This is a genomic window from Tildeniella sp., from assembly GCF_059505325.1.
Genome location: NZ_JCACKI010000075.1, coordinates 1 through 26048 on the forward strand (window position 1 = coordinate 1; position 26048 = coordinate 26048).

The 26048-nt window shown below is 49.1% G+C and carries 19 protein-coding genes and 1 pseudogene; 9 read left to right on the forward strand and 11 right to left on the reverse strand.

The window, feature by feature from the left end; genetic code table 11:
* Nucleotides 1-141: 141 nt before the first annotated feature.
* The gene (locus AC5JO6_RS27075; RefSeq protein ID WP_496084158.1) at nt 142-1101 is read right to left on the reverse strand and encodes a hypothetical protein; all 960 of its coding nucleotides are present in this window, start codon (nt 1099-1101) and stop codon (nt 142-144) included.
* Between the two features lie 593 nt (nt 1102-1694).
* Between AC5JO6_RS27075 and AC5JO6_RS27080 the strand changes: the two genes are divergently transcribed.
* The 3 genes from AC5JO6_RS27080 to AC5JO6_RS27090 all read left to right on the forward strand — a co-directional run bounded on the left by AC5JO6_RS27080 (nt 1695) and on the right by AC5JO6_RS27090 (nt 5175).
* The gene (locus AC5JO6_RS27080; RefSeq protein ID WP_496084159.1) at nt 1695-2660 is read left to right on the forward strand and encodes an integron integrase; all 966 of its coding nucleotides are present in this window, start codon (nt 1695-1697) and stop codon (nt 2658-2660) included.
* Between the two features lie 493 nt (nt 2661-3153).
* Nucleotides 3154-3702, forward strand: a complete 549-nt coding sequence (locus AC5JO6_RS27085; protein ID WP_496084160.1) for a pentapeptide repeat-containing protein — start codon at nt 3154-3156, stop codon at nt 3700-3702.
* A 66-nt stretch (nt 3703-3768) separates the two neighbouring features.
* Nucleotides 3769-5175 carry a sensor histidine kinase gene (locus AC5JO6_RS27090; protein ID WP_496084161.1) on the forward strand — a complete coding sequence of 469 codons (1407 nt, stop codon included), beginning with the start codon at nt 3769-3771 and terminating at the stop codon, nt 5173-5175.
* A 2-nt stretch (nt 5176-5177) separates the two neighbouring features.
* On the opposite strand, the gene AC5JO6_RS27095 is transcribed toward AC5JO6_RS27090, so the two are convergent.
* The gene (locus tag AC5JO6_RS27095; protein WP_496084162.1) at nt 5178-5666 is read right to left on the reverse strand and encodes a hypothetical protein; all 489 of its coding nucleotides are present in this window, start codon (nt 5664-5666) and stop codon (nt 5178-5180) included.
* Nucleotide 5667: 1 nt separating this feature from the next.
* On the opposite strand from AC5JO6_RS27095, the pseudogene AC5JO6_RS27100 reads away from it, so the two are divergent.
* The 3 genes and pseudogenes from AC5JO6_RS27100 to AC5JO6_RS27110 form a co-directional block, all read left to right on the forward strand.
* Nucleotides 5668-5964, forward strand: a pseudogene (locus AC5JO6_RS27100) (TetR-like C-terminal domain-containing protein); the annotation flags it as partial.
* Between the two features lie 26 nt (nt 5965-5990).
* Nucleotides 5991-7673: an FAD-dependent oxidoreductase gene (locus tag AC5JO6_RS27105; protein ID WP_496084163.1), complete on the forward strand. Its 1683-nt coding sequence runs from the start codon at nt 5991-5993 to the stop codon at nt 7671-7673.
* A gap of 62 nt (nt 7674-7735) precedes the next feature.
* A complete protein-coding gene (locus AC5JO6_RS27110; RefSeq protein WP_496084164.1) occupies nt 7736-8011 on the forward strand; it encodes a DUF3303 domain-containing protein in 276 nt (91 codons plus the stop codon).
* Between the two features lie 204 nt (nt 8012-8215).
* Here the strand turns inward: AC5JO6_RS27110 and AC5JO6_RS27115 are convergent, their stop codons facing one another.
* Entirely contained in the window at nt 8216-8749 is a 534-nt protein-coding gene (locus tag AC5JO6_RS27115) for a DM13 domain-containing protein (RefSeq protein ID WP_496084165.1), read from the reverse strand.
* Between the two features lie 265 nt (nt 8750-9014).
* Here AC5JO6_RS27115 and AC5JO6_RS27120 point away from each other — a divergent pair, with 265 nt between their 5' ends.
* The gene (locus AC5JO6_RS27120) at nt 9015-10277 is read left to right on the forward strand and encodes an ATP-binding protein (RefSeq protein ID WP_496084166.1); all 1263 of its coding nucleotides are present in this window, start codon (nt 9015-9017) and stop codon (nt 10275-10277) included.
* 91 nt (nt 10278-10368) lie between these two features.
* Here the strand turns inward: AC5JO6_RS27120 and AC5JO6_RS27125 are convergent, their stop codons facing one another.
* A complete protein-coding gene (locus AC5JO6_RS27125) occupies nt 10369-10722 on the reverse strand; it encodes a four-helix bundle copper-binding protein (protein ID WP_496084167.1) in 354 nt (117 codons plus the stop codon).
* Between the two features lie 299 nt (nt 10723-11021).
* Between AC5JO6_RS27125 and AC5JO6_RS27130 the strand changes: the two genes are divergently transcribed.
* Nucleotides 11022-11717: a DUF305 domain-containing protein gene (locus AC5JO6_RS27130; protein WP_496084168.1), complete on the forward strand. Its 696-nt coding sequence runs from the start codon at nt 11022-11024 to the stop codon at nt 11715-11717.
* Between the two features lie 9 nt (nt 11718-11726).
* Here the strand turns inward: AC5JO6_RS27130 and AC5JO6_RS27135 are convergent, their stop codons facing one another.
* The 7 genes from AC5JO6_RS27135 to AC5JO6_RS27165 all read right to left on the reverse strand — a co-directional run bounded on the left by AC5JO6_RS27135 (nt 11727) and on the right by AC5JO6_RS27165 (nt 22605).
* Nucleotides 11727-13715 carry an SPFH domain-containing protein gene (locus AC5JO6_RS27135; protein ID WP_496084169.1) on the reverse strand — a complete coding sequence of 663 codons (1989 nt, stop codon included), beginning with the start codon at nt 13713-13715 and terminating at the stop codon, nt 11727-11729.
* 112 nt (nt 13716-13827) lie between these two features.
* Nucleotides 13828-15285, reverse strand: a complete 1458-nt coding sequence (locus tag AC5JO6_RS27140) for a serine/threonine protein kinase (RefSeq protein WP_496084170.1) — start codon at nt 15283-15285, stop codon at nt 13828-13830.
* Between the two features lie 391 nt (nt 15286-15676).
* Nucleotides 15677-17029 (reverse strand): S41 family peptidase, encoded by a 1353-nt coding sequence (locus AC5JO6_RS27145; protein WP_496084171.1) that lies wholly within the window; start codon nt 17027-17029, stop codon nt 15677-15679.
* A 126-nt stretch (nt 17030-17155) separates the two neighbouring features.
* Nucleotides 17156-17884 (reverse strand): THxN family PEP-CTERM protein, encoded by a 729-nt coding sequence (locus AC5JO6_RS27150; RefSeq protein ID WP_496084172.1) that lies wholly within the window; start codon nt 17882-17884, stop codon nt 17156-17158.
* A 209-nt stretch (nt 17885-18093) separates the two neighbouring features.
* Nucleotides 18094-20595 carry an ABC transporter substrate-binding protein gene (locus AC5JO6_RS27155; protein ID WP_496084173.1) on the reverse strand — a complete coding sequence of 834 codons (2502 nt, stop codon included), beginning with the start codon at nt 20593-20595 and terminating at the stop codon, nt 18094-18096.
* Between the two features lie 51 nt (nt 20596-20646).
* A complete protein-coding gene (locus tag AC5JO6_RS27160; RefSeq protein ID WP_496084174.1) occupies nt 20647-21855 on the reverse strand; it encodes a DUF1822 family protein in 1209 nt (402 codons plus the stop codon).
* 96 nt (nt 21856-21951) lie between these two features.
* The gene (locus AC5JO6_RS27165) at nt 21952-22605 is read right to left on the reverse strand and encodes a sigma-70 family RNA polymerase sigma factor (protein WP_496084175.1); all 654 of its coding nucleotides are present in this window, start codon (nt 22603-22605) and stop codon (nt 21952-21954) included.
* 770 nt (nt 22606-23375) lie between these two features.
* On the opposite strand from AC5JO6_RS27165, the gene AC5JO6_RS27170 reads away from it, so the two are divergent.
* Nucleotides 23376-25976, forward strand: coding sequence for a S8 family serine peptidase (locus AC5JO6_RS27170; protein WP_496084176.1), 2601 nt, complete (start codon nt 23376-23378; stop codon nt 25974-25976).
* Nucleotides 25977-26048: the final 72 nt, after the last annotated feature.

The window sequence follows — 26048 nt, forward strand, 5'->3', positions numbered from 1 at the left end:
GCTTTGTCATAGGATTTGGATGAGAAACTACAGCAATACTGATTTGCGGCATAACGGCAAAACGCAGCGGCGGCAGATAATCTTGAACTCAGCACCAGCGGCTTTCGTCCGTCCGCTGCCGTAACGTGTTAGCCTGCGGAGCTATAAGTGATTGGGCATGAAATCAAGCTCTGCAAGTATATTTTGACACTTTGCAGGTTGAATTTTTATTTTGTTTGAACTCTGAAATTCTCTTTGTTCAAAGTTCATTAACTGCATAGGCAACTCCCCAGTAAATCTTGGGTGATGATAGATAACAGGATCACTTTTGCGTATAATATCTATTCTCTTAAAAGCAAGCACTCCGGCATAAGTTGGACTTTTCCCCTCCTTGCCAGATTCTAAAAAAAGACCGCTTGGCTTAAACTGAATCTTCTCAACGCTATCACCCCCAGCAATTGTGAATACTTCACCGAATAATGCACGGTCGAAGTCTTCAAACGTCACTCCGTAACCTGAACCATGTATGGCTAGTAGTACAGGCAAGGCTTCTGCTCTTACCTGTTTTCGTTTTCGTTTAACGGCTTGTCGTATCCCGTCCTTCGCATCTCCGAAAGGATACATTCTGCTGTAGACAATTGCTTCATTCCCCAATTTTTCAGGAAAAAATCCTAGATGTAATTGACCGTACTGAATCGGCAGATTTACGTAATACCATTTCTTTTCAGGTTCAGCAGGCAAACTATTACACGCTTGCCGAAATGCTCTCTTAAATTCTTTTTTGGAATCTTGAGGTCCAACTTTGGGTAGTTGAATGATATCAATGCTCCAATCCCGTGGAGCATGTTTATTTATAAATTCAAGAAGTGGAGCATCCTTGATTCGTTCGTCATCTCCTTCACCATCAAAGCTCGGAGATACAACTTCAATAACTAATTGATGCTCACTAAAATTTACGAGAAAATCTGGACAACTGCCACTTGAGTTTTCTTGCTCTAGAGCAAACTCTCCACCTAGCTCCTGAATAGTTCTAGCTAATATAAATTCAAGAAATGCACTATCCCATCTGGTTCGCAGTGCCTGAATAAAATGGCTCCTGTACTCTGAGGGAATTTTAGCCAAGTTCTCTCGCAAAAATTGTCTGGCTGCTTGTGCGCGTGGAAGAGTTGACCTTTCTAGCCAAAAGCAACCATTTTTTCGCCATAGTTTGCCCATGTATTATCAATGACTGTAGGCTCTGATAACCATGCTTCTTGGCTACACGTATACAAATTCCCCATGACTGATAGATTACTCAAAAATATTCGTTCCTTACAGGTAGCCCTGAAGGGCTTACCCATATACTACTCAGCAGGCTAACTCTTATTTAGACTGATCCTAGCCTCTCTAATCTAGGTATCCACCCTATTTTGGGTGATTAGGCAGATTTGAATCAAGATAACACCCTGTATGGGGGAGATAGGCTGAAGTTTATCTGTATAACTCCCAAAAATGGGATTTTATACGGCTTCAGAGCTGCATCACTACCCGAAATTGGATCTTATCCAGATCCAAATCTGCATACTTACCAGAATTAGGGTGTTATGCAGCTCTCGGTTTACATAGTAATCCTTGAGAAGAAGGTTATGCAGCTAGCTTCACAAATTCTTTACCAACAAAAATACGTGTCAAAGGCGATACTAAGTACATATGTTCTTAAGCGTCTACAACGGACAATGGAAAGTCGCCCCAAAAAGCTGTTAGATCAGGTTCGAGATGCAATCCGCGTGAAACATTATTCCTACCGCACTGAGCAGAGTTATGTCGGGTGGATTCGTCGGTATATTCTGTTTCATAACAAGCGTCACCCAAAGGAGATGGGTCATGCAGAGGTTGAGGCGTTTCTTACCGCTCTCGCTGTGGATGGACAGGTTTCTGCTTCTACTCAAAATCAAGCCTTGAGTGCGTTGCTGTTTCTATACCGCTATGTGTTGCAGCAAGAATGGGATGGTCCATTAGATGCAGTGCGGGCGAAACGTTCACGCTACTTGCCGACTGTACTAAGTAGAGAGGACGTGCAAGTGGTTTTGCAACGAGTGTCAGGGGTACATGGACTCGTGCTAAAGGTGTTATATGGTAGTGGTCTACGGCTGACTGAAGGGTTACATTTGCGCGTTAAAGATGTAGATTTTGCCCAACGTCAAATTGTAGTGCGTGATGCTAAGGGTCATGAAAGTCGAGTAACGATGCTTCCTACGAGTTTGATTGAACCGTTACAGGTACAGCTTCAGCAGGTTAGGCAACTGCATCGTCGGGATTTAGACCAGGGATATGGAGCAGTGTCTTTGCCATTTGCGTTAGAGCGTAAGTATTCCAACGCGGCTCGCGACTGGATTTGGCAGTTTGTGTTTCCTTCGTTTGGGCGATCGCGCGATCCGCAGAGTGGCGTTGTGCGTCGGCATCACCTGCATGAGAGTAGTGTACAGCGATCGCTGAAAGCAACTGTTCAGGCTACACACATTGCCAAGCGGGTTAGCTGTCACACCTTCCGCCACAGTTTTGCGACCCATTTGCTAGAAGATGGCTACGACATCCGCACCGTGCAAGAGTTGTTGGGGCACAAAGACGTAAAAACGACGATGATTTACACACACGTCTTGAATCGGGGTGGACGAGGCGTGAGAAGTCCGTTAGATGGATAAGAGCGTCGCTTGCCTTTCACGACTCATTCAATCAGCGAAATGGCTGTTTGCTTTCTCGTTTTGCTTGTTTGCTTTCTCATTTCAGTAGTTTCCGTAAGCAAAAAGGTCATTTGCTTAATCGTTTCAAGCATTTGCTTTCTCATTTCAGTAGATCGCGTACGCATTTTGGTGTTTTCCGCAAGCAAAAGGGGGTTCTGCTTTCTCAAGCTGCGGTTTGCTTTCTCATTTCAGTAGATCGCGTACTCATTTTGGTGTTTTCTGCAAGCAAAAGGGTTATTTGCTTTCTCAAGCTGCGGTTTGGTTACTCCATTTCAGTCAGCTAATCGTCATTTACAGCAGAATTCAGGATACAGCAGAATTCAGGAGTTAGGAGTCAGGAGTGAAAGAGGCTACAGCTAAAGCTCTCAGACTCAGAGGCGTACCTCATGTAGCTGCAAACCGCTGTATCATCTACGATGAGATTGGTTGGTGTGACCATTACAGGAGGAACTTTATGTCTAGCACCATCACTGTGACTGCCTTACTCGATCGCTATGCCGCCGGAGAACGAGACTTTAGAAGCGTAAACTTGAGCGCGATCGACTTAAAAGACGCGACATTGAAGGGCATACTGCTCCAGGGCGCTACCCTTCGTGATACCAAATTGCTGAACGCTGATCTGACAGGTGCTGATTTAAGCGAGGCGGACTTGAGTCAGGCGGGCTTACAAAAAGCTGACCTCAGTCAGGCTAATCTGGAAGGTGCTCAATTACGCAAAGCAGACATTCGGGAAGCCAAACTGCACGGCACCAACCTGCGGGGCGCTGATTTAACGGAGGTCAATCTTTCCAGTGCGGATTTGAGAGAAGCCGATTTGCGGGAAGTCATCCTTTGCGGCGCTGATCTAATGCACACCAGTTTTTACAAAGCCGATCTGCGTGGTGCTGATTTGCGCGGTGCCGATTTGTTTCAGGTTCATCTCAAGGACGCGTATTTTGACGAAAAGACCAAATTCAATCCTGGGTTTGATCCCATTGTGCTAAAAATGCAGCATTGGGAGTAACCAGCGGTATGGGCTAGAAGGCGCTCCGCTGTTTGTGCTGAAGAATCAATCTGTAAGGATGAGTGGATGCTGTGTATCGAAGATCTCTCCAAGCTTGCCTTATTTCAACACTTGCCCTTAGAACGACTGCATTGGGTGTGCGATCGCGCTCAGAAAGTTGAGCTTGCTGCCGGAGAAACCTTGGTGCAGGAAGGTGCCCCAGCGCGAGGAGTGTTTGTTTTAGTCGCGGGTCAGATCGGGATTACGCGGATCAGCGATGGCTTAGACATTCCGATCGGGCAACACAAAGCACCAGCAGTCTTTGGTGAAACGCCAGTCCTGACCGATGAACCCATGCTTGTTACCCTGCACGCACTGACGGCTTGCGTAACGTATGAAATTGCGGGCGATGACTTTCTCACCCTGCTGCATGAGTGTCGGGCTTTTGAGCGGGCTGTGTTTCAACTGATGGCACGGCGACTGCGTGGAGTCGAATCGTTTGTGCGGGGTCGAGAGAAGATGGCAGCCCTGGGAACGCTTGCAGCTGGGTTAGCTCATGAATTGAATAATCCAGCCGCTGCCGTTGTCCATGCCTTGAGAGATGTGGTTCCAGCCCTGGCAGAGCTACAGCGGATGAACCTCGTCTATGGGCAGCGCCAAATCGAGGCAGCGCATACACAGCAATGGCTGCAAGCCCGCGATGAGGGTTACGAGACAATTCTGCACGATCGCCTCGACCTGACACTGTTAAGCGATCGCGAGGAGGAACTGCTTGAGTGGCTAGAAGCCTATGGCGTTAGCAATGCCTGGAATCTGGCTGCCCCGCTGTCACTGGGCGGCGTGACAGTAGAGACGTTAAACATGCTCACCGATCGTTGGCGGGATGATCCCACCGAGCTAAAGGATATGGGAGTGCACTGGCTGGCACTCTCGTTTGATGTCATGTCGATGATCAAAAGTGGGCTGCGCGGGGCTGAACGCATTGCTGCATTGGTGCAATCCATGAAGGCTTACTCTTATCTTGATCAAGGAGTACAGCAGTTGGTGGATGTGCATCAGGGGATTGAAGATACGCTGCAAATTTTTTCGCATCGGCTCAAACCCGGCATTGAAGTGCGCCGTTGCTATGACCGATCTCTGCCTCAAGTTAACGCTTACGGTAGTGAACTCAATCAGGTGTGGACGCACTTAATCGAGAACGCGATCGAGGCGATGGCTGGCAACGGTTGCCTCAAAATTACCACAGCGCGAGATGGCAACTCGGTTTGCGTCGAAATTACAGATTCTGGCACGGGCATTCCACCCGAAATCCAATCGCGCATCTTTGAGACCTTCTTTACCACCAAACCTGTAGGTAAAGGCACTGGACTAGGCTTGGATATTGTCCGGAGGATTGTGGAAAATCGTCATCAAGGTACGATCGCCCTGGAGTCTCAGCCAGGTGAAACTTGCTTCTCAGTCCGCCTCCCTTTGGCGACCTTGAAACCAACGTAGCCTTATTTGATAAACTGCAACAAGTCAAACTCTTGGCGAATGTTGAGTAAGGAACGATCGAGCAACGGCTCAAATGCTAGAAAGGGAACCAATTTCTGGCGATTGCGAGTTTTGAACCAAATTGGAATTAATTCTGGAATCAGCGGAGGAAGGACTCTAAGAACTGCTCCATAAAGCCAAAGTACACCTTTTTCTTTGATCATGTCGGCATACATCACATCGACAGCGGGTGAATTTTTCATGCTCAAATAAGTTTGAAATGTACACTCGCTTGTCCACCAAAAGAGCGGCAGAATTTTCAGTTCGTCGTACATTCCTGTGTCGCAGCCGTAGATGATGTGACCAACATCGTGAGCTGATAGGATTTTGGCGAATTCCGGTGGTTGTGTTTCAGGAGGAGTCACATGGGGATTCAGAGCGTAGTACTCTGCTAAACCTTCACGCAGCGTTTGAGTACTGTTTTTGTCCATGTAGTGAGGGCGTTGGCTCATAATCTCTAATAATCCACTTGGACGACAGACCATTGCTATGATTATCAGCAGCGCATCCAGTAATGCTCAGTTTGCTCAAATCTACTGGACAAAATACCTGCAACCTCGACGAAAAACCTTCGCAATTGTCATAGAACGAGCAAAGGCAAGAAACGAAATTTCAACCGATCTAGACTCCGATTTGGTTTTCGATACCATGAGTGGAATCATGCTCTATGCTTTAATTTTTCAACCAACCTCTGACTCTTGGACAACCTATGTTCGCCGTGCGCTCAATCTCTTGTTTAGAAACGCTTGAACACAAACCATTTGCAGGTAATATCCGTGGCTAAACCCGTCATTTTGACTGTTGATGATGATCCAGAAGTTTTGCAAGCCGTTGCCCGTGATTTGCGGCAGCAGTATGGCGATCGCTTTCGGATTATGCGGGCTGATTCCGGGGCAGCGGCGATCGATGCCACCCAAAAGCTCAAGCTCCGTAACGAACCTGTTGCCCTCTTTCTTGTGGATCAGCGAATGCCCCAAATGAACGGGGTTGAATTTCTGGAACAGGCACTAGAGATTTTTCCCAATGCAAAACGGGCACTGCTGACGGCTTATGCCGATACCGATGCAGCGATTCGCGCCATCAACAGCACCCAAATTGATTACTACCTGCTGAAGCCGTGGGACCCACCAGAAGAAAAGCTCTACCCAGTTTTGAATGACCTCCTGGATGACTGGTTCGCCAGCTTTCGTCCCACCTTTGAAGGCACTCGTGTGATCGGCAATCGTTGGTCGCCGCAGTCGCACGATATGAAAGACTTCCTGGCGCGCAACCAAATCCCCTATCAGTGGCTGGATATTGAATTATCCGAAGAAGCACAGACGTTAGCGGACTTTGCTAAGTGCGATCGCCTCTCTCTACCTTTAGTGCTTTTTGCTGACGGCAGTAGTTTGGTGCAGCCATCGATCGCCCAGGTTGCCGAGAAAATTGGACTCCGCACCCAAGCGGAAAAGCCCTTCTATGACCTGATTATTGTGGGTGGCGGACCGGCTGGACTCGCGGCTGCCGTCTATGGTGCATCGGAAGGACTGCGTACGGTCATGGTTGAACGCGAAGCACCGGGAGGACAAGCAGGCACCAGTTCGCGGATTGAAAACTACTTGGGCTTTCCATCGGGCTTAAGCGGCAGTGACTTAGCCCGTCGTGCCGTGACGCAAGCGAGACGCTTTGGCGTAGAAATTCTTAGTCCCCAAGACGTAACGGGAATGCGTATAGAAGATCCCTACCGCTTCATCACGTTATCGAATGGCAGTGAAATCAGTTGCCATGCGCTGATTTTGGCATTGGGTGTGTCATGGAAACGGCTCGATGTGCCGGGACTCGATCGCCTCACTGGAGCCGGAGTTTACTATGGAGCCGCTCAGACCGAGGCGCTCACCTGCCAAGACGAAGATGTTTACATCATTGGTGGTGCCAACTCTGCCGGACAAGCGGCAATGTATTTCTCGAAGTATGCCCGCAAGGTAACAATGCTCGTGCGCGGCGAGTCGCTGACCAAAAGCATGTCGCAGTATTTGATTGAGCAGATTGCCGAAACGCCTAATATCAGCGTGCAGACTCACTCCAGTGTGGTGGAAGCGAAAGGGGAAACGAGTCTGGAGGCGATCGTGATAGAGAACGCTATCACAGGTGAAACTGAAACGGTTACCGCCGTGTCCTTGTTCATCTTTATTGGTGCCGTTCCACGTACGGAATGGCTGGATGGACTGGTAGAACGCGACGATCGCGGCTTTGTGATCACGGGAACTGACCTAAAGAGTGGCGAGAGGCGATCGAGTACCCATCGTCCCAGAGGTTGGCGGCTCGATCGTGATCCCTATTTGCTCGAAACCAACATCCCCGGTGTCTTTGCAGTCGGTGATGTCCGACATGGCTCCATCAAGCGAGTCGCATCAGGAGTCGGTGAAGGTTCCATTTGCGTACAGTTTGTGCATCAATATCTCGCCAATGTCGGGTCTTAAGATGAGGAGTTTTATAAACTGATACTGTTAAGCTAACGAAAATGGTTGCTGAGTCAAAATCAATGCTTTATATGGTTATCGAATACTTCAATGCAGGTGCGGCAACTGAGATCTATCGTCGTGCCCGCGATCGAGGTCGTCAATTACCTCTTGGGCTTGAGTATGTAGATAGTTGGGTAGACCTAGACTACTTCAGATGCTTTCAACTTATGCGGACTGATAATCGAGCTTTGTTTGATATTTGGATTGATGCATGGAATGATCTTGGTCATTTTGAAATCATTCCGGTGCGGACTTCGGTAGAAGCGGCTCAGCATATTGCAGACAAACTCAGTTAGCGCAGTGTAACGCATCGCCTCCGGGGCTTGTGATGCGTTACAGCTGTCGCCTTTAGCGCAGCCATGCCGTAGCTTGCTTCTCGAAGAGTAGGCTATACACATCCTACAAAAGCTACAAAAGCCGATTTTATTTAATAAAACCTCAGCTCTTGTACTGCACTCTCATGGGAACCGCTACAGTGCTCTTTATCAATCTTTGGCTTTCTACTGACCAACTAACCTGGCAGCGCCAAATGTTGCATTAAACTTGCGGCACCAGATCACAGCAGATTTATACTCGGCTAAGTTGATCGTTGCGGGGATGGCATATCGTTGAGTGCCACTGAATTTGCGTAAGGGTGCCAGAAGCGTATAATCCCCTGCTTTCAACGGATAGGCAGGTGGTTTTGTGGAACCGAGTACATTACTAGAGCGATGCAAAATTACGACGAGATCTGGTCCTAAATTGGAGGTTTTAAATTTCTGGTCGAGTTCTAGAAAGAGTTTGCCATTCTGGTTCACGACACGAGCTGTTCCCTGAGTCGGATGTTCTCCAGAAGTAAAGCTGCCAGAACTGACAACTGTTGGCTTTGTGGAGTTCATCATTTGAGCGATCGACTCTGCTCTGGTCGAATGTACAGGCGTATTGCTGGTAAAGGGAAGGAGCCTTTCAATTGATTGTTTCTTTGCAGCCATGCCGACAGAACCGACAAAAACTAGAGGCGCTAAACTTAACAGAACCCAATGTTTCACTCTCATATCAAAACTTCCTCAATGTAATGTTAATCAGCACTATTTGTTTTTAGCGATCGCACTGCTAATGATGACTGAAAACCGCGATCGTCAAATGATTCAGTGTTAAAGAGTTCAATCTAAAAAGCTGAGATTTGAGTGAGAAACCGTTTAGTTAATTCTCAGCAAGCGTTCATTTTTGGCTGCTTGAGTGGAGATCCGCAGCGTTTTTTAACAAACAAACGTGATAGATTTTAGTAGATTGCGCGCTCAATGCAGGTAGTTTAGTCCCATGAGTGATGCCAAGGACGATCAGTCTCTACAGCACCATCAATGGCAGCGAGAGCAACAGGCAATGGCAATGTTGTCTTCCCTGAGCTACCGCACTGGAGAGCTTAGTCGCTATCTACACGACATTGCTTGTGCAGTCAGTCAATTGGTTGATGTGGATTGGACGGTCGTAACCATTTGTCAAGAAGGCTTTGAAACCGTCCTGGCAAGCAGTCTGGACATGGGTAACTCGCCTCGGGTGTATGCTCTGCATGGTCAGTTGACGAACACCGTCATGCAAAATCAATGTACGCTGGCGGTGAAAGACGCGATCGTCCAGCCAGAGTATGGCAAACCTGCCCCAGGCTACCGAGCGTACTTAGGCATACCGCTGCGGACGGCAGAAAGCGAAGTCATTGGCACTGTCTGTTCGTTTCATCAACAACCCCGCGAGTTTACGCCGGAAGAAATTCAGATCGTTGAACTCTTTGCAGAACGGGCAGCGACAGCCATCGATCACTATCACCTTTATCAGCAGCAGCGCCAATTTAATGAAGCACTGGAAGTAGAAGTGCAGAAACGAACAGAAGAACTGCGGGTGGCTCAAGCCAAACTGGTTGAGCAGGAACGGTTGGCTGCGATCGGTGAGTTTGCTGCCATGATTGTGCATGAAATTCGCAATCCTCTCACCACGATCGTGATGGGGTTGAAGTATTTCAAAAAAATAATTTTGGCGATACCTGCTCAAGAACGTTTAGCACTTGCCCTTGATGAAGCTAGTCGCTTAGAACGCTTATTAGGTGAGATCTTGCAATATGCCAAACCTCAAGCCGTGCAGTTGGTTGAGTTTGAGCTAAACCAGTTCATGCACAAATTACTGGCAACAATTCGTGAGACACCAGAAGCGCAGGGGCGACAAATCGAGTTTATTGCTGCATTATCCCTGGTTAGAATTTCGGGCGATCAAGACAAGCTGAAACAAGTGTTTATCAATCTCATTCGTAATGCCTGTGAGGCAGTTTCAGTTGGGGATGTTATCAGGTGGGAAGTAGACGCTGCAGCCACAGCGTATGTTTCTATCACTATTCACAATGGCGGTGAACCCATTCCACCGGACGTGCTGCCAAAACTCACTCAACCCTTTTGTTCCACAAAGCCCGGTGGTACTGGCTTAGGGCTGGCGATTACTAAACGCATTGTGCAGGCTCATGGTGGGGCGTTATCGATTCAATCAGCACCAGAAACTGGTACTACCGTCCATGTTAAATTGCCTGTAGTGGCGTGATAACGCTTTTGAGTTTCAACGTAGTTGGGCTGTCTGGTTCATTTGATGACCAACAAACCAAACAGCATCGCGATCAAGATACAACTGATTACTACACCATTGCTGCTGCCATTTGACGGCAGGACTCAGCACAGCGGCGGCAAGACTCGGCGCATTGCTTACAGTGGTCGTGGTCATGCTTGCCGCACTCAGCGGCACAACGATCGCACGCCTCCGCGCAAACACTACACAGTTGAGCATGAAGGTCAGAATGACGAGCCATAAAGCGGGCGCAGATAGCGCAAGTATCCGCGCAGTCGCGGCACAACTTAATGCACTGAGCCATCATTTGTACCATGTCACTATCCAAACAAGCGGTTACACAGTTCTCGCAGTCTCGCAGGCAGTCAAAACAAGCCTCAAGGCAGGTTTCCAGTAAGGATTGGTGAGATTGAGTGGTGGTCATAACTTTACTCCTGGTAAATGAACAACAAATGAAAACCTCCTGGCTCTCAGGCTTCACCCTACAGAGGCATCCAACTAATTACCTCTCTCCTCCGAAAGGAAGATGAGCTCGTACTTTAGAGCGAGAGCGATTTCATAACTGCATGTAACGGTAGAGAAGTGTGCCTTTTTGACTTTGGCTCACGCCTTCAAACGGTCTCTAAGCTTGGAGAATTTAACTACTTGACTCTCCAGCCGAGTGGAGTATCCAGAATAACAATGTTACTTCTTCAGACCCTTTATTTCAGGCACAACGAACGTATGTCACATCACTTCTTGGCAAAAACGGGATGGCTAGTTTTAGTAATGGGAACGATCGCCACTGGCAGCGTCCTCAGCGCCTGCTCCACCACAGCCCAAAATCAAGCACCCAGTCCCGCTGCTACTAACGCTGGAGCCATGCAGGGCATGGATCACAGCAACATGGGCGGCATGAACCACGGCAGCAATATGTCGATGGATCTCGGTCCAGCCGATGCTGAGTTTGACCTGCGCTTCGTCGATGCGATGACTCCTCACCATCGGGGAGCCGTCGAAATGGCAAAAGAAGCACAGCAGAAATCCAAGCGTCCTGAGATCAAAAAACTGGCAGCTAACATCATCCAGGCACAAGACAAAGAACTGAACCAGATGAAGCAGTGGCGGCAAGCCTGGTATCCCAAAGCCAGTGCCGAACCGATCGCCTACAACGCTCAGATGAAACACTCGATGCCCATGTCTCAAGATCAGATGCAAGGCATGATGATGAGCATGGATTTAGGTGCAGCCGATGACCAATTCGATCGACGCTTTCTCAACGCGATGACACCGCATCATGAAGGTGCTGTGGTGATGGCGCAGGATGCACTGGCTAAATCAAAGCGTCCTGAAATCAAGAAGCTGGCTCAAGAAATTATTTCGTCTCAGAAAGCCGAAATCAAGCAGATGCAGCAGTGGAAACAAGCCTGGTACAAGTAATAACGTCAATCAAGGCGTTTTTGCTTGATCGGTGGGAGGGGTATGCACGATCGCCTGACTATGATGATTACCGCTCTGCATCTCCTGGGCTTGGTTCCACAGCAAGATGCCCATCATGGCATCAAGTGCCCCGGCATTACTTTGATTACCACCCACTACGATATCGGGAATGATTCGCACATTGCGATCGCCAATCACTTGCATCAATTGCATCGCCGTGTAGAACTGAGCACCCACCGCATTTACACCCGCTTGATAGGTGTCCGCTTGTGCCTGTCCTGTAACGCGAATTGACTCTGCCTCTCCAGTTGCCTGACTGATTTTTGCTGTCGCTTGCAGTTCAGCGATCGTCACCCCTTGCTCGGCTGTGACAATTCGTTGTTGAATATCAGCCAGGGCAGTTTCTCGTACCAGCTCTTGCCGCTGCGTTTGAGCCGCACGTTGCGTTACGTAGGTCTTTTCCTGCTCTTCAGCTAGCTTGCGATCGGTCAACGTTTGCATCAACTCTGGTGGTGGTGAAATTAAACCAATTAGCGTATCCACTGCCTGCACATCATACGCGCGTAATGCCTGACGGATGTATTCCGCGGCTTCTGACTGACGCTCACTCCGTGCCGTGAGGAAATCGAGAATGGTATACTCCTGTGCGGAATTGCGAAAGTAGTTACCGACGATCGGACGCAGCACCTGATCCACCAGATTTTGCATTGAACCCAACCGCGAAATCACTTTGGGTGCATCCATCGCGCCTACATGGATCACCTGGAAGACTTCTAGATCAAAAGTGAAACCATCAAACGAGAGTAATTTAAGCGCCGAGAGTGAAGAATCATAGCCATGTTCCCCTTTGAACCGCTGGGTAAAATTGATCACGATATTGGTTGTTGGCACCAATTCCACTTTCATGATTTTGGTGTTCAGGGGATGTTTTCCCGTATGCAAGGATTCAATCCATACACCTTTGTCTCCGCGACTCACCAAATTGCCGTGCGTGAAGGCTGCGCCACTAATATCTTCGTGAGCTTGCCCCACATAAGAAATCACAACGCCCACATACCCGATCGGCACTTCCGTCATCGGCACTTGTTCCACCTGCACGAACCAGGGGTTGAGATTCCATGAGCCAGAAAGCATTACCTGTTCTTGCAAACCTCTACAGCCACCCCGGTTCATAAACATCTGAGCGCTTTGAAAGTTATCGTGACCCGCCACGATCGGTCCAGCAATTTCTCCCTCCTCGATCGGCATTCCATCTAAGGCTGTGACAATACCAACGCGATCGGATTGAACCGCATAAACCTTGAGTCGTGCAGCGGTGACACCATGAGCCGTCGCATTACCGGATGTAATCACTGTAAATAAAGCTGTGTTAATGCGATAGGTGCCTGTAGTCAAGATGGCTAGCTGTCGCCCTTTCTCGCCACCGTGAGCCAGAAACTGACGGGCATTTTGGAAATTCTCACTCTCAACCACTTTGCCGAGAATACGATTGGCTGGAATAGCGGCTCCATCATTGGCAATCAGCAGCCCGATTTCATCTTGTGGAATCATCACTACAGGCTCTTTCTGCACGCTGTACTGCCAGGGAAAATAGCCAAAGTGCCAACCGGGAGACAGCGTATCGGCTTGCAGACCCGCTTCCCCATTGAGGGCGATCTGTTGTCCTTCAGGCAGTCTTTTTGCTGAGAATTTTTTCGTGACAATCCCAACTTCCCGTTCTTCAATCACAATCAACCCCGCCACCCAACCTACTTTGGGCAAAAAGAACAGAATGAGCATTACACCCCCTGCGAGGTAGACCCACGTAGGTAAGACAGGGATTTGAGCCTGCATAAGCTGTAGGTCTGACTGTTGAGCGGGTGGCTTCGTTTGATCAGAAGTAGTTGAGACGTTACTGGAAGACTGTGCAGCGGTAGGCATTGTCCCAATGGTGAGCATTGCTGCTAATAGAGAGAGCGTGAGAGGCAAAAACTGCCGTAGAACTTTGAATTGAAGCATCGTTTGAATCTCCTATAAATCATCAAAACTTGGTTATTGACTTCACCGATCGCGTCTATTGAAGCTTACGAACATTGAGACTTATGAATTCTGAATGCTTATACAACAATGATCAAGCAGAGGGTGCTTCCCAATGTTGAGCTTGAAGACCCGTCCATTCACTTAACTCATCACAAAGCCATTGAATTTCGTGACGATTTCCTGTGACTGCGATCGTATCGCTAGCGTCTTGAAAGCTGAGATTCAACCGATATCGAGGCATCGTCTCCAATCCTGCTGAAATGCCTTTTAGTTTTCCTTGAAAAATGTCAACAGACCGAGAATTTTGTATCAGACTAAGAGTAGAAATAACGGAGCCACTGTCTCGATGAAACGTGACATCAGCACAACGGAGTCTGTTACCGTTGGCATTGTCTGAGCTAATAGCAGTTAAAAAAATATGACCAGGTGTACTTCGACTCAAACCTGAAAAATAGATGCGACATCCAATGAAGCATGCGATGACAAATGGTATGACCCAAAACTGTATGGCGACCATCAGAACGAAGGTCATCACCATTGGCAACAGACAACCCCACATATAAAGATTATACATTCCTGGAAAGATATATTGAATCTGATTGGATGGTATCTTCAGTTCAAGGGTGGTTTGAGTTGCCTTTAATGAAATATACGAATACAACGGACGCGTACCCAGGAGAATGCTTTGTGTTGTCAACTGAGCGTTTCGTTGCTGACGAGGCTTGAGCAACGCCTGTAGCGCGTCTTTTGTGGATGCGGGTCTTCTGACTAAGCTTGGGTCGGTCAGCCATTCAATCCAATCAGTCAAAGACTGGCTGAGGGTTGTCAATTGCTTAAACTCAACGTGTAAATCCTTCTGAGGTAAATCGGCAGGATGCTGCCCCGTTGCTAAGTAAATGAGGGTGGCACCGACTCCGTAAAGATCGGAGGCTGGCAGCGATCGCCCACCAAATTGTTCTGGCGGCATATAGCCATAAGTGCCAACGACGGTGACTGTACCGCCATGTGCGGCTGTTTGCACAGAACCAAAATCAACCAAATAAACTTGTCCACAACTGTTGCCACTGCGGTTTCTGAGCAATACGTTGCTGGGTTTGATATCTCGATGGATGACCGAGGGTTGACGATTGTGAAGGTACGCCAAAATGTTCAATAATTCTTTGGCGATTCCCTTGAGTTCGTCTTCGCTAAAGGTGCATCCTGCTTGCACCCATTCTTGCAGCGATCGCGCCTCAATGTAACTTTGCACCAGCGCAAAACCCTTGCCCAATGCAGTTTCCACCTCAAAGAAATCCAGATATTTGGGAATCGCTGGATGGTGAAGAGACTTGAGCGTTTCTGCCTCGCGCTCAAACAATTTCAGATCGTCCCAGGTGAAATCAGGGCTAAACAACATGAGCTTGATGACTACAGGCAGTTGATCGTCTATGTCGATCGCCATGAAGGTTCGTCGCCCTGGTTTACGTCCAAGCAGCCATTGAATGTGATAGCGATCGTGCAAAATTTGATTCACTAACTGCCTATCAGTGCCCCTATCAAACTTGACCATAGGGTAAACCTCTCTGCGATTAAATGTTTAAGCTTCGCAATTAAATCTCTAAGTTTCGTTGTTGAGTCTTTGAGGCTTGCTATTGAATGTCTGAGCTTCGCCGTCGAGTCTTTAAGGCTCATCGTTCAATGTCTGAGCTTCGTCGTTGAGTGTTTGAGGCTCACCGTTGAGTGTTTGAAGCTCACCGTTGAGTCTTTAGGACTCGCTGTTAAGTCTTTAGGACTCGCTGTTGAATGCCTAAGTCTCGTCGTTCAATGTCTGAGCTTCGTTGTTGAGTGTTTGAGCTTCGTCGTTGAGTCTTTAGGACTCGCTGTTCAATGTCTAAGCTTCGTCATTGAGTGTTCGAGCTTCGTCGTTGAGTGTTCAAGTTTCGTCACTGCACAGAACGACCTCACTGAGCTGGTTCAATGCTTCGGCTCAATATTTCCAGTGCCCTCGCATACTGAGGATCAGCAGTTGTACCAATGTCACGATTAGTAGTCAATTTGCGTCGCTGCGTCTCGGTGAGTTTGACCGTTACATCTGGTTCAATGCCGACTTTGCTAATATCGCGCCCCTTTGGTGTTAACCATTTAGCAACGGTGACTGCAAGACCGGAGTCACCTTTAAGCGCCCGCACAGACTGGATCGAGTTGTTACCCCAGGTGCGCGTACCGACTAAAAGGGCGCGCCGGTTTTCCTGTAATGCCGCTGCCATAATTTCGCTGGCACTGGCAGAACCGCCATCTACTAGCACAACTAGAGGCTTGTCAGTCAGTGCGCGGTTATTTGCCTGCTCCCGATCGCGCTCTCCATTCCGATCGACAGTGCTAACAATTACCCCTTTTGGCAACCACTGGCGGGTAATTTCAATCGCAGCGTAGAGAAGCCCACCTGGATTAGAGCGGAGGTCAAGAATGTAGCCTTTGACCGTTTGAGCCTCCAATGTTTCGATTGCAGTCTTCATTTCTTTTGTGGCATTGGCGTTGAATTGAGTAAAGCGAATGTAGCCAATTCTGCCAATGGCTGTTTCTTGAGCGTTATAACGTACTGGACGGATTTCCACCTTTGCCCGTTGAATCCGAAACTCTAACGGCTTACCGTCTCGAAGAAGCGCCAGGGTGACGAAGGTTGCTGGTTTGCCCTGAAGCAGTGTGACCGCTGCATTTACGTCCATACGTTCCATGCTCTGACCATCAATTTTAGTGAGGGTATCTCCTGCCAAAACTCCGGCTTTCCATGCTGGTCCATCCTCAATAGGAGCAATAATATTGATTTTCTGGGTTTTCTCATCTTTTGCTAGCTGCAATCCAATACCAGCAACATTGCTATTGCTATCGATCTGCATAGCTTTGAAGGCAAGCGGGTTCAAAAAGCGGGTCAGAGGGTCTCCTAAGAGTTTCAGCATCTCATTGATTGCCAGATACGCGTCCTCAAGCGAGTTGTAGGAACGATCGACATACCGCTTGCGGATTGCTTTCCAGTCTTTTTGATTAAACGTGCTGTCTACATAGGAGCGTTCAACAAGCTGCCAGACCTCATCAACTAACTCTTTGGGCGAGGGCGTTCTCAAGGCATTAAAGCGTTCAACATTTTCAATATTGAAAGGATGTGTTTTTACGGGAGGTGGGCTGGAACCAGGCTGCCCTTGTTGTCCTGGCGCTACAGAAGGTTGAGCTAACCCTGGAAGGGCAGTCGATGTAGCCCCAAAAAAGACAGCAGCTACGATCGCTCCCATCCAGCTTTTGTTGAATTGGTGTGCCATTGGTTTCATCCCTCAATTTCGCGCTGTCCGTCACATAGAGATTAAATGCAGGTGCGATCGAGACACATCTTGCCCATGCAACCGAGTCCCTGTCCTTAACTCCAAAAAAAAACTAGGAAGCATGACTCAAGCACGTCTCTTGAAGCGGCGACGAGCATAGGCAAGCCCTAAACCTGCAAGCAACAAACCTGTTGTTGTCGTTGGTTCCGGTACACCCGCCGCTGGAACAACACGACCAAAGAGAGATGTCTCATTGATACTGCGTTCTTCGGAGATAAATTGATTGACGGGAAGGAGAGCGGGCGTATTGCTGAAACCGAGCAGTTCCAGAGTGTAGTCTACGCCGCCCGCAGCAAAGGTGTTGCTGGAGCTTGTGTTTCTCCAGAAAACCGCATCGGCACAAGGGGACGCGCTTTGGTAAGGGCAGGGCAAAACGTCGTCCGGTGTCTCATCCACTCTCAAGGTGTAGGTAAAATTGCGAACAATGGGTTCATTGTCAATGAGTAGATTGAGCGCAACGGTCAAATCAACGGTTTGTGGAACGGTCAATTCAATAAAACCAACTGGATTATTGAAGTGTTTTAGTTGCCCTAAGTCTAGAAGGTTGTCGAAGGCTCCAGTACCTGTCTTGCCAGTGAAGCTAAGTCCGCTTTTAGGCACAAATTGTCCCCAACTCACTCCGTTTTCTGCACCGGATATATAGGTTACATTACCGCCGATCGCGTTGTTCCAAGTACCGATCGTGGAAAACGTAAATGCCCGGGCAGCCGTGGCGATCAAATTGAAACTCAGCGTTAAGACAATGATCTGTAACGACTTTACCAACGCCGTAGATGTAGCCTGTATTGATTTCATCAGTTTGAATCTCCTGTAGCACTATATTGAGGCATGGCAACCAATTTGCTTGAACAGTCGCAACCGTTAACGATGAATCTGTAAAGTGGGCTAATGCGATCGCGTTGCCCTTCTCAAACAACACCGTTGCTACAAAATTATTGCTGTCTATCAACTGCTATTGGGTTATCGGCAAGTTATCATTTAACTGTGGCAATTTTTACAAATCTTTATTGTGCATTGACATTCTTAGTTGATAACGGCACAAAAGTATAGCCAAAGGGGGCTTTGGGACTGGATCGCACCTGGACAAGCACACCAAAGCTAGAGGTAATTTGACGTTCACCCGATTGAATAAAGCGGACGGTACCACTTGCGCCGTTGACAGAGAAGTCTGCACTGCGAAGAACATCTTTCAGCCCTTCACGGGTCGGAGTGATGCTGCTGCCAGTGGCGATCGCCTGTTGCAAGCCAACGGCGATTGACTGCGTAGCATCGTATGACATAGCTGTGCGCCAATTCACTGATCCACCCCAAAGGGCTGCTGCTTCACGAGCAAAGGCAGTAGTGGGCGACACACCAGGATGCCAGGGCGCTGCCAGCAGCAGATCATTCACTGCTCCTTGTCCCAACTCCAGGGTTTTGGCAGTGTAAAGCGTTGGGCTTCCCAGCAGTTTTAAGCGTCCGCGATTGGCTCTGGCAGTGGCAGTGGCTTGGCTAATGCGATCGACGTGGGGTGCCAGCAGTAAGGTATTAGCACCCCGCTTGATCAGGTTCGTGATGGCGACATTGGGGTCAAAATTTTTGGCTGAGAAATCACAAGGAAATTGCACCAACTCTGCTCCAGGGTGTATCACTGCTTGGGCTAACACTCCATTGGCAAACTGATTACGGTAGGATTCATTGTCTACAGCAGAGCCATCAGAGCAAATCGCAATTCTGGCGTTGGGACGGAACTTGATATAGTGGGTCGCTAATTTATCTGCCAGAAAGCGAATGCTGGGCACCATACGGAAAATGTAGGTACCCATCGATGAAAGTTTGTCCGAAAAGCTAGTGGGCGTAATCATGACCAATCCACCCTGGATGTAAATTGGAGCCGCCACGACGGACGCATCACTGGCGTTGTGCCCGACCACAGCTAACACTTGAGAGTCTTTCACCAGGCGAGTGGCGATCGCTCTGGTCAGGGTCGGATCATTATCATCGTTGGCAATCAATACCTTTAACGCGTGTCCACCAACGCCGCCCTGTCGATTCACCTGATCCTGAGCCTGGGCAACACCCCGCAAAATTTCCTGCGCAACTGCGTCATTGCTGCCGATCGGCACACTCACTGCAAGCTTGAGGGCTTGGCGATTCGCAATACGAGCATTGTTGAGATAGATCAGCGTTTCTGGATCGTTGCGCTGCTGTTGTAGAGAGCGTTCAAACTGCCTGACAGCCTTGTTAAAATCACCGCGCCTGAAAGCGGCTACACCTGCTACTTTGTCCACATTGGTGACTGATGTGACTAAAAGGGTTCCACCCAAACTCATGCGGGCGCTCATCTGAGTCTCCTGCCACCCTTGCTGGAGCAGCAGGATGATCCCTACAAGGGCGATCGACCCTGCGGCGGCGATGAGCAAGCGTTGGCGTGAGTTGTGACGGGGATACTTGAGCATGGGTGCAGCAGGACTCTGACAAATCACTGGCAGCCAAGAGGCACAGGGATAGGTTGCCTCCATACTTTGCAGTTGTTCTCTTGCCTGCCTCACCGCCAGGTAAAACGGTTCTCCCTGAGCAAAGGCTTTGAGAAAGTATTGGAGAAATGCCTGAGCAATGCGATCGGGCACAGGCTCGCGCATCACGATCAGGTAAGGAATCTGCAAATCCGCTAGTTCTCGCGCCAACCCTAACCCATCACAGGAATTGAAGATTGCCAACTGTAAGCCATTTTTAACCGCGCGACTGAGCGCAAATTTGAGTTCGCCAGGGGTAAGGCGATCGGTGGCGTTGATCCAGATATACCCCGTTTCACCATTCACTTCGCTGCGGCTGTGCCCTGCAAAAAAGAGCACATCCCAGTGTTGCTCAAACAGGCGATCGCTCAAATCCTGTCGTGTGGGTTCGACCAGACGGGTCACTTTGGCGTTCGGCAATCGTTCTAGCAGGGTGCGATCAACTTGCAGATCAATGCCCTCACTGTTGCCCAGCACCGCCAGAATTTTGACCGGGCTACTGAGCCGTCTTGACGTTTCAGCGTATTGAGCGCTGATGCCAATTTCTAGTCGTGGCAGACGCTCTAGCAACGACCAGAGATGCCAGGGCAAGCGACGCAGCCAGCGGTCTTGAGTCCGTACAATCAAACGCGCCAAATCTTGCCGATGCACTTCAATGAGAATCTGCTCACGCAAATCTCGCATCTCTGGTTGATCAAACCAGTGCTTTAACTGTTCCTGTAGTGCCTGAGCCGAGTGATTGCACTCATCCCAGTAAGAAACGTTGGTGGTTTGCGGTGGAAAATCGACGCGGAGCACGCGCCACCAGCGATGGTTCGCACCCCAACTGTAGTAAGCCGTTTGCCAGCGAGCATAGAGTTGTGGCAGTTCTGGCGCGGATGGTAAGCGCCCTCGAAATTCCACATTGTGTGGCTTGCCAGCGTGACCAATGCGAAGCTCCACAGGAAAGCCGCGATCGAAATCTCCATCGCCAACACTCAATACAATCAGCTTACTGCTAACGTCAGCCATCGGTTTTCGCTGCCCAGCTTCAAATCAAACCAGCTTCAAGTCACACCTGCTTTAGATCAGAAAAGACTCCACAATCACATCATCCTCTAAGCAGAGCCGAATGCTAAATTGTTCGCCAAATTCTCCTCGCAGTTTGAGTTGAATGTAATTGTCTCGCTCTCTTGCCTCTGTTTCCAGTCCAAGGTGTCCATCCTGCCCCAACACTGCCAACTGTAATCCTGCTGGTAAGTAGCCCTGCTCTGCCAGCGGATACACGCGTGCCAGGATTGAGAGGCGGCGAGGCTCTGAACTGGCAGCACTGTCTGACTGTAAGACTGCCACCATGAGCACCAGCCGCTGTCCTGCTAGCAGCAAACCCAAGTCCAGCACACGCCTTACACCCGTAGCCGGATGACCTGGATCGATCGTCCAAAGAATTTCCGCCGCCTTCCAGCGAGTTTCCTCATCGGATGTAGACTGAATGAGCTGCACTAGCGCTGCTTTCGTATTGGGATCTGATGGGATGTCCGATCGGGGATAGCTAAACCGCTGGCTTGTATAAAGCTGCTCGACCAACCGTTGAAGGTCAGGCGCATCAGGCGCAATGCCCTGATTGCGGAAGGCAAACGTAGGTTTATCCAACTGTGCCAGCAGCGCTTCGATCGTTTGCCAGGCGCTATCACCAATCTCGGCAAGATTGTGTAACCACGGGCTGAGATGAGTTTGCGGTTGCCAGTGGAGAGCTTGTTGGAGCCATTCGAGGTGAATCAGCAGCGCCTCCAGCGGTTGCAGTTGTTGCAATGGCAACCGTTCGCTGCTCACGCTGGAAGAAAAACTCAAACGACGATGGAAGCGAGTTGCAGGCTGATGAGCGGGTTCACGGTTCGCACTGGGCGAGAAGCCCAAAATGGTCGCCTCCTGATAGGGTTGATCCAGTTGAATGACCAGGTAACCAATGCGATCGTCCAAACTATCTGATGACACGTAGCAAGACGGTTCTTTTTGGCTAATGGGGCGGCATTCTAACCGACCTAAACCCGTCACGTGCAGATCGGCGACATCTGTTACTAGCCGACTAAACGGATTCCAGCAGTCGCTTGCTGTTAGCTCAGTCGCAATCTCCAACCAATCCAAACAGTGTTTGGCGGCTAACACTGCCAATGTATTCCGGTACACCTGAGTTGCTTTTTCACGGGTGGGTTGCTGCTGGGCAAAGTTAAGTGCCGTCTGTCGATCGCTGTCGGCGATCGACACCACAGTCGTTGATGGATGAGTAGGCATGGTCATGATCGGGAAGAGTTGGAAGTTTGAATCGGATGGTCTGTTGCTGATGGAACTGGGCTGATGGAATTGAATCTTTGCTGATGGCACTGGCTATTAAAGATAGCCAAGCTGTCTGCCAGCTTCTTTCAAAGGGGGCAAGCATTTTTGTCGGTAGAAGCCCCGCAGGGTGTTCTCGGAGAGCTTAAACTCTTGTGCCAACTGGTGCCAGGGCGTTTCGTCGGGCGGTAAGCGACGTAGAATGAGCGCTTTGCAATGGATATCTGGACGATCGCGCACATAGACACGGCACAACACCGCGCTGTCTCGTTCGACCCAGGCTAGTATTTCTTGCAGGATTGGTGGCGCAGCATTGGGGGCTGGAAGCAGGTCGATCGGATTGAGCACGTTGCCATCTGCCATCACCTTCTCGCTGATGTGCTGCTGTCTCACCCGTTCACTTTCCAGGCGATAATCCAACACACGCATTTTGATGTAAGCATTGAGCCAGGTCAGAACGCTCGATCGTGTTGGATCGTATGGGACAGCAGCCGTTGTCGCTTCGCACAGATTGCGGCAGAGGTAGATCCAGCTTTTTTGGAGAATATCCTGAAAGTCAGTATCTGGAATGTCCGATCGATACCAGAGCCGCCCCGATTCTGTCAGTTGCCGAATCAGTTGATCCAAACAACGCTGACGCTCTGGGCTACTCGCAGCACAAGCACAAGCCTTACAAACTAACTGGTTAAGTTGATGATCCCGTTCATTCATTGGAGCTGGCAACTAGAGCAGGGCGCAAGTATTTATCAGATCGATGTGGGGAAGTCGCAGCAATAGTTACAAAAGTTTGTAACAAGCTAAGCTCTGCGATTAAAGCGATGGCTCGTCATACCTCTGGATCGAAGCCGTAAGACGCATTGTAAAGATATATGAAAAATATACCAGTTAACGGCTGCCTGACTGATAGCTCCTCGGCAGTTCAACGCACCTTGGGTTGACTGCACCCATCAAAACTGTAAGTTCTGGTCAGATAACGATCTCTGTTCACGAGAATAGCCTTCGCTCAAAGAGTTAGATGTTTGCTTTTAGAAAAAATGCAAGCTGAAACGCTAGGGAAAAATTTGCTTTCAATAGAACGCTAAGTCACTGTTCTGCCTAAAAAATGACTGGATTGAATGATTCAATTGGCGCTCTCACACGAGGGTGCTAACTGTCTCAGCTCGCATTAGCGCGATCGTTGAGATGCGTCTACTACTGGAAAGCTGGAAACCCAACGGTGCGACGGGGACAACCCTGTATGCAACTGCGTAAACTCTGGCGCAGTGATGTCTAAAGCACTTCGTCACGTTAAGCGGCGTTGCTGAACGCAGGTATAAATCGCCCTCATCCCCGACCCTTCTCCCCAAGGAGAAAGGAGCTAGAACGCCCCTGTTCCCTCTCCTTTTGGGAGAGGGCTAGGGTGAGGGCAAATCTAAGCATTCAGACATCAATTCAGCAAAGCCCCTTAAGCCTTATAGTTCTCTATCAATGAGGAAACGAAGATGTTCGCCAAACTTCCGCGATCGAGTGATTTCAATTTCTCTAGCTCAAATGGAGCGACATCAGCTTTGCAAACGTCTGCAACCACATTTACAACCACATTGGCTTCAACGGATTTCACGGATCCACTGCAACATGACCACTGGATGCAAGCGAGTGCGCTGAATGATAGTACGGCAGATGTCACAGCAGCTACGTTCGATCGTCGCCCAGCTTCGTTCTCTGAATTTACTTCTAACAATGCCTTGACCCTAGCTGCTGATGCCGCGGGCGATACACTTTCAACAGCGCTCAACTTAGGTGTGATTAGCGGCAGTGGTACAGTGAGAGACTTTGTTGGCAGCAGTGATCCCAATGACTTCTATCGCTTTCAAATCACTGCCAGCAGTAACCTCAGCCTTCGCCTGATAGGATTAGCCGCTGATGCTGACCTTTATTTTATTCAAGATGCCAACAGCAATGGTATGGTCGATCGCGGTGAAGTATTGAGCTACGCGATCGCTCCTGGTAGCAATCCAGAGGCGATCGATCTCACTGGCTTAGCCGCAGGCAACTATTTCATCCAAGTGACTCAATACCAAGGTGATACGAACTACCAACTTGCCATTACTACTACGCCCAGTGGTGCTGGTGGTACGTTGAGTACAGCCGCAAATTTTGGCATTCTCACTGGGCAACGCAGCACCAACGACTTTGTGACCAATGCGAACCCGCAAGCGTTTTATCGGTTTCAACTGAATGCCATCAGCAACCTAAATTTGACGCTGAATGGATTGAGCGCCGATGCTGATTTGTACCTGATTCGAGATAATAATAACAATGGCGCGATCGATAGCAATGATGTACTTGCCGCATCGGTTGCACCCGGCACAACTCCAGACTCCATCAATGTGACTGGACTGGCAGCCGGAACTTACTTTGTTGACGTGATACGCTATAGCGGCAACACTACCTACAACCTGACACTCACGGCTGATGCGGCTGGCAACACCTTGAACACTGCCCGCAACATTGGCAGCTTGTACAATACCCAACGTTTCAATGATTTTGTTGGCAGTGCCGATTCTGCTGACTTTTACCGCTTCTCATTAAGCAATACCAGCAACTTTAGTCTGAACTTAAGTGGGTTAAGTGCCGATGCTGATGCCTATTTGATTCGTGACGCAAATGGCAATGGCGCGATCGATCTGGGTGAGATTCTTGCTGCATCGATCACGGCTGGTAGCAGTTCAGAAACCATTGTATTGAACAATTTAGCAGCCGGAAGCTACATTGTTTTAGTCAACCAATTTAACGGTAACACCAACTACAGCTTGCAATTGGCTGCAACACCCGTTGGTGGGTTACAAATCGTGCAGGGAACATTAAGCGCCGATACGTTTACCTACAATGCAAACTATCGATATTCGGTGTTCTCAGGCAATGGCAACCTGGCGTTTGGCAGCGGCAGACGCGATCTGCTTGACCTTTCCACTGTGTTGTCGAGTAGTGTAAGCTTCAATTTAATCGGCATCAACGGCAATGGCGTGTTGTTTGATTCTGGCAATGGAACACAGATGTTTGATGGACTTCTTTTGAGTAATGGCAACCAAATTTTGTTTGAAGGCATTGACAGTATCCGCTTTGCCGATCGCACCTTCAATCTAGCTATCATCCCAAATGATCCGCTCTTCTCACAACAGTGGAGCCTGACTATGATGGGTGTGCAAAGTGCATGGCGCTTGACTACTGGCTCAAATAACGTTCTGATTGGTATTGAAGACAGCGGGTTAGGCTTCAATAGCGCTGGCATTCATCCCGACCTACGCATACCCATTGTTATTGATGGCAATCTTGCCGATGAGTTTGCTGAGCCAACGTCACATGGCACTGCGGTAGAAGGCATCCTTTCTGCCATCAGCAATAATGGTATCGGTCTCAGCGGCATCAACTGGAGTTCTCCAGTGGCTCAGGTGGATGTGATTTCAGGGAGAGAGGCGGGCGATCGCAACCTGACCCAGGCAACTCAGGCGTTAATTGCTCAAGCGGCTCGAAACGGACAGCGCCTGGTCATTAACTTGAGTTTGACTGCAACCACGATCGAGCCTGCGTTTGAGCAGTTGATTGCCAGCCATCAAACGGATGTGCTGTTTGTCATTGCTTCTGGCAATGATGGTTCCAGTAGCCTCGCCTACCCAGCCTATCTAGCAAACTTCTACAGCAATGTCATCGCAGTGGGAGCGTCATTTGGCACTGTGGATAGTAGCGGCAATGCCGTTGTACCCGGCACACGCGCGCCCTACTCAAACTATGGCTACGGATTGACTTTAATGGGACCCACAAACGTCGTTGCAACTAGAGCAGTCGCTTCGCCAAGCGGCGTAGTCTTTGGCTACGACCCGCAGTTTACTGGCACGTCTGCTGCTGCACCCAATGTCACAGGTGTTGCGTCTCTTGTCTGGAGTGCAAACCCGAATTTGACGGCAACACAGGTACAGCAAATCCTTTCTGAAACGGCTTATGACCTGGGTGCGCCTGGTTATGACTTTGCTTACGGGAATGGTTTTGTGAATGCCGATACCGCTGTGCGACGAGCGATCGCATTGGGGGCAGGTGCCGTATAGCGCAAACGTTACCTGGGTTTGGGCAAACTGCCAAACTAGCGTCAGTGCAGCTAAGAGCTTGCTAAAAAATAA